This is a genomic window from Flavivirga eckloniae (assembly GCF_002886045.1).
GTDB classification, from domain to species: domain Bacteria; phylum Bacteroidota; class Bacteroidia; order Flavobacteriales; family Flavobacteriaceae; genus Flavivirga; species Flavivirga eckloniae.
The window spans coordinates 5,137,567-5,154,431 of sequence record NZ_CP025791.1 but is presented as its reverse complement, the minus strand read 5'-3'; the positions used below and the strand labels follow the sequence as shown (position 1 = coordinate 5,154,431).

The 16,865-nt window shown below is 34.1% G+C and carries 15 protein-coding genes; 12 read left to right on the top strand and 3 right to left on the bottom strand.

Annotated elements, in window-relative coordinates:
- The first annotated feature begins 63 nt into the window (after positions 1–63).
- Complete coding sequence (locus tag C1H87_RS21275; RefSeq protein WP_199769317.1) at positions 64–1,278, top strand: multidrug effflux MFS transporter; 1,215 nt, start codon at positions 64–66, stop codon at positions 1,276–1,278.
- On the opposite strand, the gene C1H87_RS21270 is transcribed toward C1H87_RS21275, so the two are convergent.
- Positions 1,273–1,791: a DinB family protein gene (locus C1H87_RS21270; RefSeq protein WP_102757750.1), complete on the bottom strand. Its 519-nt coding sequence runs from the start codon at positions 1,789–1,791 to the stop codon at positions 1,273–1,275. The genes C1H87_RS21275 and C1H87_RS21270 overlap by 6 nt on opposite strands.
- A gap of 372 nt (positions 1,792–2,163) precedes the next feature.
- On the opposite strand from C1H87_RS21270, the gene C1H87_RS21265 reads away from it, so the two are divergent.
- From C1H87_RS21265 to C1H87_RS21240, 5 genes are all read left to right on the top strand, one after another.
- Positions 2,164–2,670: a hypothetical protein gene (locus C1H87_RS21265; RefSeq protein ID WP_102757749.1), complete on the top strand. Its 507-nt coding sequence runs from the start codon at positions 2,164–2,166 to the stop codon at positions 2,668–2,670.
- 140 nt (positions 2,671–2,810) lie between these two features.
- Positions 2,811–3,263, top strand: coding sequence for a tetratricopeptide repeat protein (locus tag C1H87_RS21260; RefSeq protein WP_102757748.1), 453 nt, complete (start codon positions 2,811–2,813; stop codon positions 3,261–3,263).
- Positions 3,264–3,724: 461 nt separating this feature from the next.
- Complete coding sequence (locus C1H87_RS21250; RefSeq protein WP_102757746.1) at positions 3,725–4,195, top strand: sporulation protein; 471 nt, start codon at positions 3,725–3,727, stop codon at positions 4,193–4,195.
- 10 nt (positions 4,196–4,205) lie between these two features.
- A complete protein-coding gene (locus tag C1H87_RS21245; protein WP_102757745.1) occupies positions 4,206–5,060 on the top strand; it encodes an ion transporter in 855 nt (284 codons plus the stop codon).
- A gap of 262 nt (positions 5,061–5,322) precedes the next feature.
- Positions 5,323–6,036, top strand: a complete 714-nt coding sequence (locus C1H87_RS21240) for an immunity protein Imm33 domain-containing protein (protein ID WP_102757744.1) — start codon at positions 5,323–5,325, stop codon at positions 6,034–6,036.
- Between the two features lie 56 nt (positions 6,037–6,092).
- On the opposite strand, the gene C1H87_RS21235 is transcribed toward C1H87_RS21240, so the two are convergent.
- Positions 6,093–7,859: an ABC transporter ATP-binding protein gene (locus C1H87_RS21235; protein ID WP_102757743.1), complete on the bottom strand. Its 1,767-nt coding sequence runs from the start codon at positions 7,857–7,859 to the stop codon at positions 6,093–6,095.
- A gap of 318 nt (positions 7,860–8,177) precedes the next feature.
- Between C1H87_RS21235 and C1H87_RS21230 the strand changes: the two genes are divergently transcribed.
- The 6 genes from C1H87_RS21230 to C1H87_RS21205 all read left to right on the top strand — a co-directional run bounded on the left by C1H87_RS21230 (position 8,178) and on the right by C1H87_RS21205 (position 15,606).
- Positions 8,178–9,890, top strand: a complete 1,713-nt coding sequence (locus tag C1H87_RS21230) for a glycoside hydrolase family 43 protein (protein ID WP_158655314.1) — start codon at positions 8,178–8,180, stop codon at positions 9,888–9,890.
- Positions 9,891–10,803: 913 nt separating this feature from the next.
- Positions 10,804–11,436 carry a LysE family translocator gene (locus C1H87_RS21225; protein ID WP_102757741.1) on the top strand — a complete coding sequence of 211 codons (633 nt, stop codon included), beginning with the start codon at positions 10,804–10,806 and terminating at the stop codon, positions 11,434–11,436.
- 49 nt (positions 11,437–11,485) lie between these two features.
- Positions 11,486–12,256, top strand: coding sequence for a hypothetical protein (locus tag C1H87_RS21220; RefSeq protein WP_102757740.1), 771 nt, complete (start codon positions 11,486–11,488; stop codon positions 12,254–12,256).
- A gap of 117 nt (positions 12,257–12,373) precedes the next feature.
- Positions 12,374–12,988: a fumarylacetoacetate hydrolase family protein gene (locus C1H87_RS21215; RefSeq protein ID WP_102757739.1), complete on the top strand. Its 615-nt coding sequence runs from the start codon at positions 12,374–12,376 to the stop codon at positions 12,986–12,988.
- Between the two features lie 32 nt (positions 12,989–13,020).
- Positions 13,021–14,937 carry a DUF294 nucleotidyltransferase-like domain-containing protein gene (locus tag C1H87_RS21210; protein ID WP_102757738.1) on the top strand — a complete coding sequence of 639 codons (1,917 nt, stop codon included), beginning with the start codon at positions 13,021–13,023 and terminating at the stop codon, positions 14,935–14,937.
- Positions 14,938–14,940: 3 nt separating this feature from the next.
- A complete protein-coding gene (locus C1H87_RS21205) occupies positions 14,941–15,606 on the top strand; it encodes a 3'-5' exonuclease (RefSeq protein ID WP_102757737.1) in 666 nt (221 codons plus the stop codon).
- 47 nt (positions 15,607–15,653) lie between these two features.
- On the opposite strand, the gene C1H87_RS21200 is transcribed toward C1H87_RS21205, so the two are convergent.
- Positions 15,654–16,826, bottom strand: coding sequence for an HYR domain-containing protein (locus C1H87_RS21200; protein ID WP_102757736.1), 1,173 nt, complete (start codon positions 16,824–16,826; stop codon positions 15,654–15,656).
- Positions 16,827–16,865: the final 39 nt, after the last annotated feature.

Below are 16,865 nucleotides of genomic sequence, written 5' to 3'. Positions count from 1 at the left end.
AATTATAATTTTTGTAACATTTAAATTAAGTCTTAACAACTATATATATCCTACTTTTGCAACATGCAAAACCCAAATAATAAATTTCGACTAGAATTTGTCGCATTAATGGCTTCTTTAATGTCTATTGTTGCCCTATCAATAGACGCCCTATTGCCTGCTCTTCCAAAAATTGGAGAGGTTATAGGTACAGTTAATTTAAACGATAACCAATTGCTAATTACCATGATTTTTTTGGGGCTAGGAGTTGGTCAGCTTATTTTTGGTCCCTTGTCCGATAGTTTTGGTAGAAAACCAATCGTATATATAGGGTTTGTAGTATTTATAATAGCCAGTATTATTTGTGTAACGACCAAAAGTTTTGAAATGATGATAATAGGCCGAGTGCTTCAAGGCATAGGACTATCCTCTCCAAGAACGTTAAGTATTGCTATTGTAAGAGATTCGTATAGCGGCGATTATATGGCTAAAATATTATCTATAGTAGTTATGGTTTTTATTTTAGTTCCGGTAATCGCTCCATCATTAGGTCAGTTTTTGCTTAATTTTTATAATTGGGAATCTATTTTTTATGTGAATTTAATATACGGTCTTTTAATCGTACTCTGGTTTTGGAAACGACAACCGGAAACGTTACCAAAAGAGAAACGTATAAAATTTACCTCGCACTTATTTATAGACGGTGCCAAGGAATTTATTAAATATAATGATGCCGTTGCCTTTACACTTATTTCTGGATTTGTAAACGGGTCGTTTATGGTGTACTTAAGTACCTCGCAGCAAATTTTTCAGGAGCAATACGATCTGGCAGACATGTTCCCCTATATTTTTGCAAGTTTGGCGATATCTATAGGGTTGGCAACTTATTTAAACAGTGTCTTTGTTGTAAAATATGGTATGTGGCGTATTGCATACTTGGCTACTATAGCTTATGCTGTAATATCTGTTTCGTATATTGTTTTATTTTGGTCGGGAGAAAATCCAAGTATCACTATCCTTTTAACATTCTTCGGTTTACAGTTTTTTGCTGTAGGCTTTATTTTTGGAAATTTAAGAGCATTAGCCATGCAGCCCTTAGGGCACATTGCAGGTATTGGAGCTGCTATTAATGGCTGTGTTTCTACCGTTATGGCTGTTCCTATAGCCAACTATATAGGTAGTTTTGTTAGCGATTCTGTACTGCCCGTGTTTATTGGTTTTTCATTTTTTGGTATCCTGTCACTTTTAACATTTATGCTCTTAAAAAGAAAAAAGAAGTTAACCACGGCTAAACTATAGGTAACGCTCTTTTATAACATTAATGTGCCAAATAGAATGCCCTAAAATAGTAAAAGCCGCTGCCCTTGCAGACATATTTAACCCACTGGCGTTACCAATAAATTTTAAATCGGTATCATTTAGGCTCTTAAGCAATACCATAAAACTTTGACGAACAGCTTTAAACTCTTCTACGAGCAACTCCAAGCTTTTGTTATTAGCCTGAGAAGGTTCTATGTAATCGTCTTGCTCAAATCCGGAAATCGCTGTTTTGTCATGTCTTGCAAAACGAAAACAACGATTTTGAAAAATTCGCTCGGTATCAATTAGATGTTGAAACACTTCTTTAATACTCCATTTCCCTGCTGCATAGCTGTAGTTTAGTTTATCGGACGGAATGGATTCAAAAAATTGTAAAACCATATCCAGATCCCTTTTAAAACCATCAATTAATGTAACTTCTTTAGGAACCAAACTAATGTACCTACCATAATAGTCGTGGTATTCTGTTGTTTTTAAGTCTGATGTTTTCATTTTTTTTGTTAGTTCTTCTCGTTAGTATTAAACGATCTGTCTCCTTAAACAATCAATCCTATGCCTCGTATTCTGGCTAGTTTTGAAATAGTTTGTATGCATTATGTTAGTTTGCTAAACTAAGTTATTCTTTATTACAATTTGTATCAATAGCGTCTGATTTTGAAAAAAAAACAAATGGTCGTACATAAATAAAAGATATTATTATATTTGTATGCACATATAAACATATGTGTTGTGTTATTAAAAACCATACTAAGAACTCATACTGCTAAAGTATACAGCAATCGTGAGCCATAGTTACAGCACCCAAATGTAAATACCATTTAATAACAACAACGAAATTATTAAAAAAGGACTTAATCTAAAAAAATGAAAAAACTAATTTTCTGTTTCTCATTAGTCTTACTGTTTTTATCATGCGGAAAATCCAACAAGCAAACTGATAATACATCTATAGCAGAGGCCAACTTGTCCAGTTTCGACGAAAGTAAAGCATACCCCTTCATGAAACTAAAAGGAATTTACGGTCAAGATTGGCAAGGCGAAGAAAAAGGAAACCCTAAAATTGATGGCAAGACAACTACAATTACAGGAGACGTTTTCTCTAGTGGAAAAATGTCTAAGTACGTTAACAACGAAATTCAATTAACAGGTGCCAGGCTTGAGTTTAGAGGTAAGGACAGTGGATTTACCGATCCTGACTTTGGCTGCGATCTGGAATGTTTATTCCCTGCAACGGTTGCCGAAGAAGTTCTTGCTTTAAAAAAAGGAACTCAAGTGACTATAAAAGGAACTATTGAAAAGCAGGAAATACACATAGAACCTAACTTTAAGTACACTACTCTCATTTTAAAAGACTGTAAACTAACAAAATAACATCTTATTATTTTAGTCTCTCTCACTAACTAGCTATTATATACCTAAAAAAACAGCAGCAACAATCGTAAACATTTTGGTCATTTTGTATGCTGACAACAATTTTTAAATATACCAACCAATATTAAAAACTTTAAAACATGGGACTATTTGATTCCTTATTTGGAAAAAAGAAAATGACATTAGAGCAAGCTAATGAAAAAAACCAAAAGCATATCTCTGAAAACCCTAAGCCTAAAGACGATGAAGATTCACTTTTAAGACAAGCTTCCAGTGCTCTAACCAGTGGAAAGTTTAACGATTCTATCGAGCTATATAAAAAGCTTGCCGTTAGTTACCCAGAAAAGAAAGGACTGTATTTAAGCCAAATAGGCGTAGCCTATTACTTTTTAAAGGATTATGTTAAAGCTATTGGTTTTTACTCTGAAGCAAAAGATAATGGTGCAGACTCCCGTATGATGGACGACAATATATGGGAAGCTTGTGAAGCCATTTATAATAGCAACAACGATAAAGCTGCTATAGAAAAGTATCTTGAGTATTACCCTAACGGCAGTTATGTTAAAAAGGCAAAAAAGATACTGTTTAAATAATTACAACACTATAACAAACACAATAACACTCTTTATCTAAATACATTAACTAACCCAAATTTGAAACTAAAGACAAAATGACCTACGCCATTATTGGATTTATTGTGACTGGATTTATAATATTTCTTTTAAGAAATATTATAACAAAACCCACTCTAGGAAACTCCTTCATTTCAGCAATTACTAAAAGTGTTGAAAACATTCGAAAACTAAATTTTTATAAACCATTTGAAAACGAGGTTAAAAATGAAACCCACGAAACCTTTTACTACTTAACAAGTTTTTCTGGGTCTTCATTACAACTAAACATGGTTATATCGCATAAAAAGAGTAAAAAGACAAAAAACAAATCGATCGAATTAGTTCTATAACACCACTAACTCAGGTCCAATAAAAGACATATAAACCGGGGCACAAATAACAATCAACTTAAAATATTAATCAACAAATAAATTAGAATTATGGGAATTTTACAAACTATTAAAAACAAATTAGGAATTGGTGGAGTAAAAGTTAAACTACAAGTTCCAGGTCAACTTTCAAAAGGCGACAATTCGGTAGACGGTACAGTTACTTTAACTACTAAAAGTGAACAAGAAGTTATTAACATAACGGTAAAACTTATTGAAGAGTTTACTACGGGAAGGGGCGAAAACAAAACCACAAAAGAACTTGATTTAGGAGAAGTTACGATACCTGCGAATTTTACAATTAAGCCAGGCGAAACTAAAGATATTCAATTTAGCTTACCTTATCAACTGGCTAATTCTACAGCCGACGACCTAAAAGAAAAAGGTGGTGCATTAGGTGCTGTTGGTAGCTTATCTAAGTTTGCCAACAATGAAAAGTCTGAATACTTTATTGATGCTGAAGCAGATGTAAAAAGTGCTGTAATAGATCCTTCAGACAAAAAAGAAGTAAGGTTGGTTTAAAACAAAAGACATGGTTGAATTTTGTAAAAAAATAGCGGTATCCAAATGGTTTGGAAATTTTGTTACCGTAGCTATTTTAATTGCCGGTATACTGGTAGGAATGGCTACCTATCCAGATTTTTCCGAGAAACATGCCTCCACTCTAGAACTTTTAAACAAAATTGTTCTTTACATTTTTATTGCAGAGATTATTGTAAAAATGATTGCAGAAGGTAATAAACCGTGGTTATACTTTACAGATGCTTGGAATATTTTTGATTTTGTTATCGTTGCAGCAGCATTTTTACCTTTTGCAGGTAGTTCGGTAGCTGTATTACGACTACTCCGTTTGCTAAGGGTTTTAAAATTAATAAAAGCCCTGCCAAAATTGCAAATGCTAGTTGGTGCACTGTTAAAAAGTATTCCATCATTAGGTTATGTTTCCATTTTACTCTTATTGCTCTTTTACATTTATGCAGTAGCAGGGGTATTCTTTTTTGGAGCTAACGACCCTATACATTTTGAAAACTTACAAATGTCTATGCTATCCCTTTTTAGGGTAGTAACTCTAGAGGATTGGACAGATGTGATGTACATTAATATGTATGGTTGTGAAAACTATGGATACGATGGTAATGAAGCTTTATGTACAAACTCTACCGCTAACCCAATGGGTAGTGCTGTGTTTTTTGTAACATTTGTGTTAATAGGCACTATGATCATGCTTAATCTGTTTATTGGTGTTATCATGACCGGTATGGATGAAGCCAAAGCAGATGCACAAAAAGAAGATATGGACACCTCAGAAGAGGGTTCTAAAAAGGATTTAGCCCTTTTAGAACAAAAACTTAACGAAGTTCAAGAACTGTTTCAAAAAATTAAATAATACTTAAAGATTATCTAAAAAATCATTGCATTTGGTTTTATTAGGTTGAGCACTTTAACTGCGCTAAGCATAAAACGGAGTTGAAGGGCTCAATCTATTTTTCAGTTGGCAACCATTAAAACCAATTATAAACTAAATTAACATGACTCATGCTTTTAGTTTATAGCATATAGTCGCTCTGCTAAAGAATCAAAGCCTATTGAAGCTACCAGAAGTGCTAAGATTACGATAACCTCTATAAATAAAATATAATTTAAGACTTATGGCTTTTAATCTATTTTCAAAAAAACAAGAAAAAGGAAAAGTCTTTACAACCAAAAAATGTAAAGAATTTAATCATCCGGAAATTCAATTTACAATAAGCGATAAAAGCATCCCAGATGTTGATATCGATTTTTTTATTTCTACGTTAGAAATACAAGTAAGTAACGGTGTAAAATACAATAATGGTGAAAGTATACAAATAGGAAGTGTTGTTCTTGAATTTAAAGAAACAGGTAACGTTCTTGAACTAATAGAACCTGATTTTAAATCATTTCCTATAGAATACGTTAATACATTAGATTTCACACTTTTAAATATGCGATTACAAAAAGATATTGTAGAAAGCATAGATCCTCCTGCAGACTTACTTTTTCCTTCAATCATGCAATCTATAGTAGTATGCGAAAACTATAAAACCATTCCTAATGTCTTAATGATTAGATATGAACCTGAAAATAGGAGTTCTGGATGGTGGTTTTTTGACTATGACGATAAAGCGAGCTGGAATGACCCTGATAATTTTGCACCTATATCAATTTATGAGTTTGCCCTGCATAGACCAGATTTATTTAAATTTTTAGCATTCCCAGAGGATTTTCAGGTGTTGTATTTTTCTGGAAAAAACATAAGTATCCTAAACGACGAGGAAGTTGTAGATATTAAAGAAAATTCTTTTTTGAGCGCATTAAACGAATCGCTTGATAACAAATAATAAGTTATAAAAATGACGCACAAAACTTAAACTTTTCATACCCATATTATTCCTTTTTAAATCTTAGCTTGATACGTATATAAATCATAATACCTACCATTTAAAGCAATCAGCTCATCGTGTGTCCCTCGTTCTACAATACGTCCCGCTTCAATAACCAAAATTTGGTCTGCTTTTCTAATAGTACTTAATCGGTGTGCAATAACAATGGTGGTTCTATCTTTAATTAACTCAGTTAAACTTTTTTGTATTAAAGCTTCACTCTCGGTATCTAAACTTGAGGTAGCTTCATCTAAAATAATAATTTTCGGATCTGCTAAAATAGCTCTAGCAATGGCTAATCGTTGTCGCTGACCTCCAGACAGCTTCACCCCTCTTTCTCCAATTAAAGTATTTAAACCATCTTCAAAACGATCTGTAAACTCATTTACATAAGCCGCTTTAACAGCATTTTGCAATTCGCCTTCTGTGGCATCAGGTCTAGGAAACATAATATTCTCCTTAATAGTTCCTTCAAACAAAAACTCATCTTGCAATACTACTCCCAAATATTGACGGTAAGTATTTAATTTCACTTTCGATAAATCTTGATTGTCAATAGTTACCTTACCCGATTTCGGACTTAAAAATGTAGCAGACAACCCAGCTATAGTAGACTTACCCGACCCGGAACTACCTACTAAAGCCGTGGTAGAACCAGCTGGTGCTCTAAAATTAATATCGTATAATACCTCTTTGCCTTCTTCATAAGCAAACGACACATTATCAAAAACGATCTCGCCTTCTATACGTTCCAGTTGTACGGTTCTATTTTCGTTATCCTCTTCAGCAGTCATATTCATGAGCTCTTCCGTTCTATCTAAACCAGCTAAAGCTTCAGTTAACTGGCTTCCAATATTGCTCATTTGTATTATTGGCGCAATCATAAACCCTAAAATGAGTGTGAAGAATAAAAATTCTCCCGTAGTCATTTCACTTTGTATCATATAATAACCACCAATTGCCATGATACCCGTAGTTGCTACACCTATTAAGAAAGTAGAAGAACTCGTCATTAAGGCTGTAGCCGTTAAACTCTTTTTTACATTTTGAAACAGTCTTTCAATACCTTTTTCAAAAATTTTGTTTTCCTGTTCTTCGGCATTAAAAGCTTTAATAACACGAACCCCTGCTAACGTTTCGGTTAAACGTCCTTTAACCTCCTCATTAATCTTACCTCGTTTTCTAAAAACCGGACGAATATATTTAAAAGCCCTAAGTGCTACATAACCGAATATAGAAAGTGGTACAAACACAAATAGTGTCATCCATGGGTTTAGTTTTATTAAAATAATTAACGATATAATAGCCGTAAAAGTTCCACCAACCAGTTGCACCAACCCAGTACCTATAAGGTTTCTAACCCCTTCTACATCGCTCATAATACGCGATACCAAAGCACCAGACTTGGTATTGTCGAAAAAACTAATAGGTAACGAAAGTACTTTTTTCTGTACCTGCGCCCGTAGTTCACTAATTAAGTATTGCGCCTGTACACTCAATATACGTGTGAGTAAAAACGATGTAACCGATTGTAAAAAAATAGCACCTAAAACGATGGCTATTAAGTTGTATAGCATGTCCATATCCTTACTAGGCACTACCTCGTCTAGCAATACTTTACTCTGCCAGGGCAAAATTAAACCTGCCAAACTTTTAATTATTATTAAAATTAAACCAATAAAAACCAAATTACGGCGTGGCCATATAATGGTTTTAAAGGCTTGTGTTATGGTAACTTTACTTTTTGTTTTCGTTTTAGGAGTGGCTTTAAGGTGTTGCATCAAAATAATTTTAGTCTATTAAGATTGTCTGCTAAATTAACTAATCTTTATTACGATTCATATTAATGCTACTCAAACCTAAATTTCGAGAGCAAAAAGCCATCTTATCACTTCTTTTGTAAACAATTCACCTGCTCCCCTGCTCCATTTTCTTTATTTGGGTACTAATATTTTGAATAACCTTATGGGGGATTGCTCTAAATAAGTGATAATATTACCAGTGAGACGAACAGCTTTATTTAGTTTAAAACTTCTTAAAACAAACTGCTACCAATGACATATAATCGATTATTAAAGCCCCAGTTTATTGTATTAATAATGATCCTCTTATTTGTATCTGCCTGTAAAAAAGCGACAAAAGCAGAACATACAGAAACCTCGTATTCAACATACAAAAACCCAATAATCACTGCAGATTTTTCCGATCCTGATGTTATAAGAGTTGGTAAAGATTATTATATGACTGCTTCTAGTTTCAATATGGTCCCGGGGTTACCAATCCTGCATTCTAAAGATTTGGTGAATTGGAAATTAATTGGCCATGGTATTCAGCAAATACCAGATGCTTTTTTTAGCTATAAAAATAGAAGTCAAGATCAATTAGACTATAATGTGCCACGGCTTGGTAAAGGAGTATTTGCGCCTTCTATTCGTTATCACGATGGTTATTTCTGGATTTTTTGGGGCGACCCAGATGCAGGGATTTATCAAATAAAAACAAAAAATCCTGCTGGAAAATGGAGCAAACCTGTTTTAGTTAAAAGAGTTTCCGGCTGGATAGATCCTTCTCCTATTTGGGATGAAAACACAGGCAAAGCCTATCTTGCGCATGCACATGCGGCATCTCGCAGTGGTATTAATGGGCGCATAGATGTATGGGAAATGAATTGGGAAGGTACGGGTCTTATTGGGGATCCGGTTACAGTATTCGATGCTAAAGATTCTGAAAAGTTTCCTGCAGATAAATACCATAGTGTTATTGAGGGTACTAAATTCATAAAACGGGGCGAGTGGTTTTATATTTTGTGTCCTGCGGGTGGCGTGGAATTTGGTTGGCAAACCGCTTTGCGTTCAAAAACCCCTAAAGGACCATATGAAATACGTACCATATGCGAAACTGGAGATACGGGAATAAATGGTCCCCATCAAGGAGGTTTAGTAAAATCCCATACTGGAGAATGGTGGTTTATTCATTTTCAGTCTGTTGGTACTTTAGGGCGTATTGTTAGATTAGAACCTGCGCATTGGACAGAAAACGATTGGCCTGTAATAGGTGTCGATAAAAATAATAATGGTATCGGAACTCCTGTAAAAACCTATCAAAACCCACTTCCTGTTGTGCCATATAAATTACAAACCTCTGATGATTTTAACGGCGAAACACTTGGTCTACAATGGCAATGGCTTGCAAACCCAAAAGAGCATTGGTATAGCATAAAAAATGGAAAGCTAACTTTACCTGCTCTTTTTACTAATGATAAGAGCTTAGAACACATCCCACATGTATTAACCCAAATGTTTCCTGCCTTTAGTTTTTCTGCAACAGTAAAAATGAAAACCTCGGATTATGATGGAATACGAGCTGGGTTAGCGGCATTAGGCAGAAAATCTTTTGACATTGGCGTAGAAAAAAAACAAGATACAACAAAAGTATCGGTACGCTTTGGAACCCGAACTTTGAGCTCTGAAATGACTACTGGTACAGAGTTCTGGTTACGATTAAACACTAATGGAGAACTTCCTACACCATTAAAATATAGAACCAGACCTACAAAAGAGGAAATGGAGATTCTAAAAAAGACACTTCAAGATTACGAATTATTAGATGTAGATCATTATGCTAATGGTATAATTCTTGGACAGTTCTCGTTTAGCACCAATGGAAAGGATTTCACAAAGCTAGGCCCTGAATTTGAAGTGCGCTCTGGTGCTTGGATTGGAGCTCGGATAGGCTTATACTGTCTACAAAAAGATATAAGTAACGCTCCGGGGCTAACAAAATTTGATCAAATTAAGTTTGATATTAAGTAGTTTTAAAGCTTTAATAATATCACCCATAGGTTTGAATGAAATGAATCTACATGTCTACAGCTACGGTGTACCCACAAATATGGCTGCATATTAAATAACGTGAATCTTGCTTAAGAATTCAAGATGTTCCTCCCTTTTAAAAAGGGAGGTGGATCCCGATGTAATCGGGATTCGGAGGGTTATATTTGTTTGTTATTTTTAATAAAACGCCTCTTTCTTCCTATTTTTATCAAAATCGAAATTCATTTCTCGGCTTTAATTTAAAGAGGAGAGCACTGTGACAATAAAAAAATAATTCTGAAACAAGTCTGGGACACACAACGACATAAATTCTCTTATCCAAGATTACGTTAAATAATAATTTTACAAAAATAGACACTAATTTCACGAATTATCACAAATGGTTCTAAATATAAATTATTTACAAATAAGTAATTCGAGTTTACTTATTAATAAATTAGAGTACAAAAATATAATATAATTAAATCGGGTCTGGATAGTAAAAACAGACTGAAAGTCTGATTCGTGATTATGAATAGTATAGAGAGCTATACATCATATTGAGGTTTTATTCGTATAAATCTGTGTCATTCGTGGCTTGATTAAAAAGATGTGGGTACACCGTAAATGCCTACAGATAGGGAAGCTCTCATAAACCAAATGCTTATTTATCAGGTTTATGAGGTTTTCGATTTTTTTGATGCTATTAAGCGTAGTCGAAGTGATCAAAATAAAAGTATTTGAGACTTTTTATGCCTCTCTGTATAATATACATCTATAACTATTTTTTATAGTATTTCGATATTTTCATGTATAGAAATAGCTATATTTAACCTTAATTACGATAGTAAGTAAGCCTGTTATAATGAGATTATTAATATGGCCAAGATTTATAAACCCAAAATAAATACTTATGATCCCTTTAAATGAATTATTCCTATTTGCTTTAGCCGCATTTATAATGGTACTCTCTCCTGGTCCAAATATGATTTATCTAATTTCCAGGTCCTTATCCCAAGGAAAGAAAGCTGGAATCATATCACTGTTTGGTGTTATGTGTGGTTTTTTATTCCATATTCTTATGGTTTCCTTCGGCTTAACTGCCATATTTTTTGCTGTACCCTATGCATTTATAGTCGTTAAATTTCTTGGCGTGGGTTACTTATTATATTTGGCTTACAATACGGTAAAATCAAATAATAAAATTTTCGATGCCGATCAAAACCTAAAATCAAGTAAACCGCTTAAACTTTTCAACATAGGGCTTCTTACCAATGTTCTAAATCCAAAAATGGCGATTTTTTACCTGTCATTTTTTCCACAATTTATAAAACCTGAATACGGTTCAGTTTTCGGTCAAAGTTTACAACTTGGAATCGTTCAAATAATAATAAGCTTTATTATTAATTTTTTAATTGTACTATCTGCTTCGAAAATGGCTAGCTGGTTCTCTAAAAAGCCTATTTGGTTAAGGATACAGAAATGGTTTATGGCTTCTGTATTAACTGGATTGGCTGTAAAAATGGCTTTTGCAAAGGCAAAATAAATCGTGTTGAGTAATAACTTTGTTTAATAAAACTTTATAAAAAGAAATAATGGGACGCATACATTTATTTGAATTTGAAGACCAAAAATGGTTTCCTAAGTTTATAAGAAATTACGGTACCGATTTTTTACAATTCCTGTCTAACAAGACTAAAATGTACAAAGCTATTATTCCAATTATCAAAAAAGGACTTGAAAAAAGTAAAACAAATCAGATAATTGATCTTGGTTCTGGTGGCGGTGGTGGATTAATTTGGTTAAACTCAGAATTAAAAAAAGATGTTCCCAATCTGGAAATAACGCTTACCGATTTTTATCCAAATATTCCAGCATTTCAATTCACAAAAAAACTAGCCACTAATTTTAAGTATGTAGAAGCACCTGTTGATGCCAGAGATATTCCTGTAGAGTTAAAAGGATTGAGAACACTATTTTTGTCACTGCACCATTTTAAACCAAAAGATGCCAGACAGATTTTGCAAAACGCTATGAATTCCAACAATTCAATTGCAGTTATTGAAGCACAGGAAAGAAGTGTTCCCAGTCTTTTAGCGATGTGCTTTTCACCTTTAAGTGTGCTTTTAACAACACCTTTTATCAGACCTTTTAAAATAGGCCGAATTATTTTCACCTATTTAATCCCAATCGTTCCTCTCTTTGTTTTGTGGGATGGGGTTGTTTCATCACTCAGAACATACTCCGTAAAAGAAATGAATGAACTTGTTGAAAGTTTAAATGGTACAGAACGTTATGATTGGGAAATTAACAAAGTAAAATCTGGTCCAGCAGTGATACTTTACTTATTAGGAACAAAGAAATAACCCTAGCAGTAAAAGATATAAGCTCTCTCTTTTTTAAACAATAATATAACCGAATAATTAAGCCTAATTTATTACTTTTATTGCCTTTAATAAACCCTAAAAACAATAGCAAAAAGGATGAAAATTATAGGCATAGGCAAAAACTACGTAAGTGATAAATCTGAAATTGAAGGCATTAAAAATGGTTCTCAATTAATTTTTACAAAACCGGAAAGCTCTTTAGTAACAGATAATAAAGATGTGGTATTCCCATCGATTACAAACGAATTAGTTTATGAGGTTGAGTTAGTTGTAAAAATTGGAAAAACTGGTAAAAATATTTCTATTGCAGATGCACCTTCGTATATCTCAGAAATTGCCGTAGGAATAGACTATACTGCCAAAGATGTACTTACTGCGAGTAGAGCCGGTAAAGGACCATGGGCATTGGCTAAAGGTTTTGATGGTGCATCACCGATTTCAAACTTCAAACCTATTTCCAACTTTCCGGAGCTTAATAACATTAATTTTGATTTAGTGATTAATGGTGAGCAAAAACAAGTTGGCAATACCGATTTTATGATTTATAATTTTAGTGAGATTATTAGCTTCGTTTCTAGCTTCATGACTTTAGTTCCTGGAGATTTAATCTTTACAGGAACCCCAGCTGTAGGTGCTGGTCAAACTTTTAAAGGCGATCATTTACAAGCATCTATTGAAAGTGAGTTATTGCTAGACTTTAAAATGATTTAACAAAAATACGATCTCAATAACAAGGTTATTTTATGAAGAACTCTATTGCAGAACGTGTTAGTGATTTTTTAAAGGACTATCCCCCTTTTAATAAGCTTACCAATAAAACCTTGTTGAAAATTGCCATAGAAGTCACCATAACTTATTTAGAAAAGGGCGATACCATATTTAAGAAAGACGATGTGTGCCACGACAGTTTTTATGTTGTACGAGATGGTGCTATAAACCTGTATTACAGTAACGAGGACGTTAAGGAAATTACGAATATACATGATACAGGCGATCTATTTGGATTGCGCCCACTTATTAATAAAGAACCTTACAAACTTACGGCTACTGCCAACGAAGAGTCTATCGTGTATGGCATACCTATTGAGGTTTTTCAATCCTTAACAGATAAGAACAATAAGGTTCAGAAATATTTAATAACAGCATTTGCATCCAATGCTTTCGATCCTTATACCGAGGAAGAAGCCGGTAAAATTTTTGTCGATTATTTACCAAGTACCTCTCAGGACATAGTAAATTTTCAAACAGCTAATTATACCAAATCGCCCATTACCTGTACAACAACGTCCACCTTACAAGCAGCTGCTAAAAAAATGAGCGACCATAAAATTGGTTGTATCGTGGTGGTTGATAATGAAAAAAAGCCCGTAGGTATTATTACCAATAGTGATATTAAGAATAAAATAGCTACGGGGTTGTTCCCTATTGAAACTCCTGTAACCAATATTATGAGTTCGCCCGTAATGACAGGTAAAAAAGGTTTGACAATAGCGCATGGCCAATTACAAATGATCAAGCATAGTATTGGGCATTTGTGTATTACTAAAGATGGTACGGTTAACTCCAAACTTGTTGGTGTTTTAACGCATCACGATGTTTTGGTTAATTTAGGTAACAACCCTACAGTAATACTTAAGGAGATAAAGCGAACCAAACGAACCAAAAAACTACGTGAAGCAAGGTTAAAAGGCAATACCTTATTAAGAAGTTATCTTGAGCAAAACATACCTATTTCGCATATAATAAATGTAATTTCCGAAATTAACGATGCAGTTACTATTAGAGCGATAGAATTGGCTCTTAAAAAAATGCCTACAGCGCCGCCAGTAGCTTTTTCCTGGTTAGCATTGGGCAGTCAAGGGCGTAACGAGCAATTGCTTTTTACCGATCAGGATAATGCTTTGGTATTTGAAGATGTTCCAGAAAATAAGTATGAAGAAACACAAACTTATTTTTTAGAGCTTGCCAAACTCGTTACCGCCTCTTTAAATAAAATTGGATTTGAATATTGCGAGGCCGATATGATGGCGAGCAATCCAGAGTGGTGCAAGTCCTTAACAGAATGGAAAAATCAATTTAAGAGTTGGATATTAAAACCCGATGAAAAGGCCGTTTTATTGTCTTCTATATTTTTTGATTATAACCGTGTTTATGGAAACAAAGAACTGGTAGACGACCTTACAGATACTATTTATACTACTTTAGCAGAAACGGATATTTTTTATAAATTTTTAGCTCGCGATGCTACTAAAAGCCCTTCACCACTTGGTTTCTTTAAACAATTTCTGGTAGAGAAAAATGGTGAACAAAAGGAACTCTTTAATATTAAAAACAGGGCTTTAATGCCACTTATTGATGCTGCTAGAGTACTCATTTTAAGCAAACAGATAAGAGGGGTTAATAATACGTCTGAGCGTTTTGAAAAGTTAGCCGAACTAGAGCCTAATAACAAAGAGTTACACGAATCATGCTCTTATGCCTTTAAAGCGTTATCCAAGTTTAAAACCAAGCAAGGATTGTTGCGTAATAATTCCGGTAAGTTTATCGATTTGGAAACATTAACCAAAGAAGAAAAACTAAAACTAAGACGCTGCTTTAAACCTATTCAAGAAATTCAAGACATTTTGAAAATCAGATTTGATTTAAAAAACTTTATCTAAAACATGATTTTTAATTGGTTTCGTAAAAACAAAAAAGAGTATCCCGATTTTTGGATCGACTACCTCGATAGTTTTAAAGCTCCAAAAAAAGATAAAGTTGATACAACACGCTTTGTTGCTTTCGATACCGAAACGACTGGTTTTGATAAAAAAAATGACAGAATCCTATCCATAGGCGCCGTTAGTTTTGTTGGTAAATCCATTCAAGTTAAAGAAAGCCTGGAACTTTATTTAGAGCAAGAGGTTTTTAACCCGGAATCGGTTAAAATTCACGGAATAATGAAAAAAGGTTCTTTAGAAAAAGTAACCGAACTCGAAGCTATTAAACTCTTTTTAGCCTACATAAAAGACGCTGTTTTAATAGCGCACCATGCCTATTTTGATAAAACCATGGTAAATGAGATGCTACTAAGACATGGGCTTGGTAAACTAAAAAATGAATTTGTAGACACCGGTTATTTATTCAATAAATCTAAACATATTATTTATCGTGAGAGCTTAAAAGAGCATTATACCTTAGATGATCTGTGTAAAGAACTTAACGTTCCGAAAGTAGATAGACATACAGCCAATGGAGATGCTTTAATAACCGCCATTATATTTCTAAAAATTTTGTCTCGATTAGATAAACGAAAAAGCTTAGAATGGGATTATTTATTGAAAGCTTGATAGAAGCTTTCTGTATTAACCTCCATTCTATAAAACTTTTACCAATGCTATTTTAACTCCCAAGTCCTTACCCAATCGTAAGAGGTCGTTCTTTCTTCCTCAGTTCCTGTCATACCTCCATCGGCAGGCACAGGGTTCCAGTCATAAGTTTCAACAACCATTCTTAAATACATTGGTAAATCAAAATTAGCTTTAGGCGTAACTGTGTATACCTTCTTTCCATCCAGATAAAACTCTACTTCAGTGGCACTTTTCCACCAGGCAGCATAAACATGATAACCAGCCCATGCCTTTTCTCCTATTTCAGCATTACCACCAGCAGAACCTGTTGGTGTAGAAGCACAATCTGCTTGCCTACTGTGCGTGTTAGAGTGTATGGTTTCATCAAATTGCTGCGCCCAACCGGCAGTTGTTGTAATTTGTCCAACACATTCCTGAATATCCAATTCAGTTACTCTTCTGTCGCAGCCAGTTCCATCTCCCCTATGGTTAATTAACCAAAAAGTAGAAGACATAAACGTTTTATTGGCCTTCATTCTACATTCAAAATAATAACCAACTTGCGCAGCTTCCTTAGAGCCAATATACGAGCCGGCATGCGTAAATGTATTACCATTTACCACTTCTGGTGTATCCAATTTATATGCTGTTAGCTTAAGATTACCTCCAGTTTCTGTTACTGTGTTTTCCTTAAATATTCCAGGAGCTCTACCTATCCATCTTCTAGGGTCTGTATTTAGCCATTTGCTTTCATCAAAACTATCATCATCAAACTCATCTGATAAGTTTTCAACTTTATGCCATGTTTTGCCCGAAGGTTTTGGGTCAGTTCCAATAAAGTAAGGGGCATCTAACGAAGGTGTACTCCTTGTAACCGTAACAACAAAGCTACAGGATGCTGTATTACCAGCTGCATCTTTTACTTGAAATGTATTCGTAGTAGTACCAACAGGGAATATCTCGCCAGATGCCAAACCTTCTGTTTGTGTGGTTACAGCGCCTGGGAGGTTATCAGAGCCAACAGGTTCATTATATGTTACCTCCGTACCATTTGATACAGCATCAACAGTTATATTAACATCCGAAACACAAGCTATTGTTGGATCTATACTATCTTTCGTTTCAATATCACCATCATCACTACCACAACTGGTTATAAGTGCAGTAATTGATATAAACAAAAAGAATATTGAATTGATTAAAGGGGACTTTTTAAACATGTTGCTTTTTTTTCAAAACTATAAAACATAAGCCTCAAA

What these genes read in the sequence shown, in the direction of transcription:
- C1H87_RS21275 (WP_199769317.1), top strand. Translation starts at nt 64, where the DNA reads ATGCAAAACCCAAATAATAAATTTCGACTAGAATTTGTCGCATTAATG.
- C1H87_RS21270 (WP_102757750.1), bottom strand. Translation starts at nt 1,791, where the DNA reads ATGAAAACATCAGACTTAAAAACAACAGAATACCACGACTATTATGGT.
- C1H87_RS21265 (WP_102757749.1), top strand. Translation starts at nt 2,164, where the DNA reads ATGAAAAAACTAATTTTCTGTTTCTCATTAGTCTTACTGTTTTTATCA.
- C1H87_RS21260 (WP_102757748.1), top strand. Translation starts at nt 2,811, where the DNA reads ATGGGACTATTTGATTCCTTATTTGGAAAAAAGAAAATGACATTAGAG.
- C1H87_RS21250 (WP_102757746.1), top strand. Translation starts at nt 3,725, where the DNA reads ATGGGAATTTTACAAACTATTAAAAACAAATTAGGAATTGGTGGAGTA.
- C1H87_RS21245 (WP_102757745.1), top strand. Translation starts at nt 4,206, where the DNA reads ATGGTTGAATTTTGTAAAAAAATAGCGGTATCCAAATGGTTTGGAAAT.
- C1H87_RS21240 (WP_102757744.1), top strand. Translation starts at nt 5,323, where the DNA reads ATGGCTTTTAATCTATTTTCAAAAAAACAAGAAAAAGGAAAAGTCTTT.
- C1H87_RS21235 (WP_102757743.1), bottom strand. Translation starts at nt 7,859, where the DNA reads ATGCAACACCTTAAAGCCACTCCTAAAACGAAAACAAAAAGTAAAGTT.
- C1H87_RS21230 (WP_158655314.1), top strand. Translation starts at nt 8,178, where the DNA reads ATGATCCTCTTATTTGTATCTGCCTGTAAAAAAGCGACAAAAGCAGAA.
- C1H87_RS21225 (WP_102757741.1), top strand. Translation starts at nt 10,804, where the DNA reads ATGATCCCTTTAAATGAATTATTCCTATTTGCTTTAGCCGCATTTATA.
- C1H87_RS21220 (WP_102757740.1), top strand. Translation starts at nt 11,486, where the DNA reads ATGGGACGCATACATTTATTTGAATTTGAAGACCAAAAATGGTTTCCT.
- C1H87_RS21215 (WP_102757739.1), top strand. Translation starts at nt 12,374, where the DNA reads ATGAAAATTATAGGCATAGGCAAAAACTACGTAAGTGATAAATCTGAA.
- C1H87_RS21210 (WP_102757738.1), top strand. Translation starts at nt 13,021, where the DNA reads ATGAAGAACTCTATTGCAGAACGTGTTAGTGATTTTTTAAAGGACTAT.
- C1H87_RS21205 (WP_102757737.1), top strand. Translation starts at nt 14,941, where the DNA reads ATGATTTTTAATTGGTTTCGTAAAAACAAAAAAGAGTATCCCGATTTT.
- C1H87_RS21200 (WP_102757736.1), bottom strand. Translation starts at nt 16,826, where the DNA reads ATGTTTAAAAAGTCCCCTTTAATCAATTCAATATTCTTTTTGTTTATA.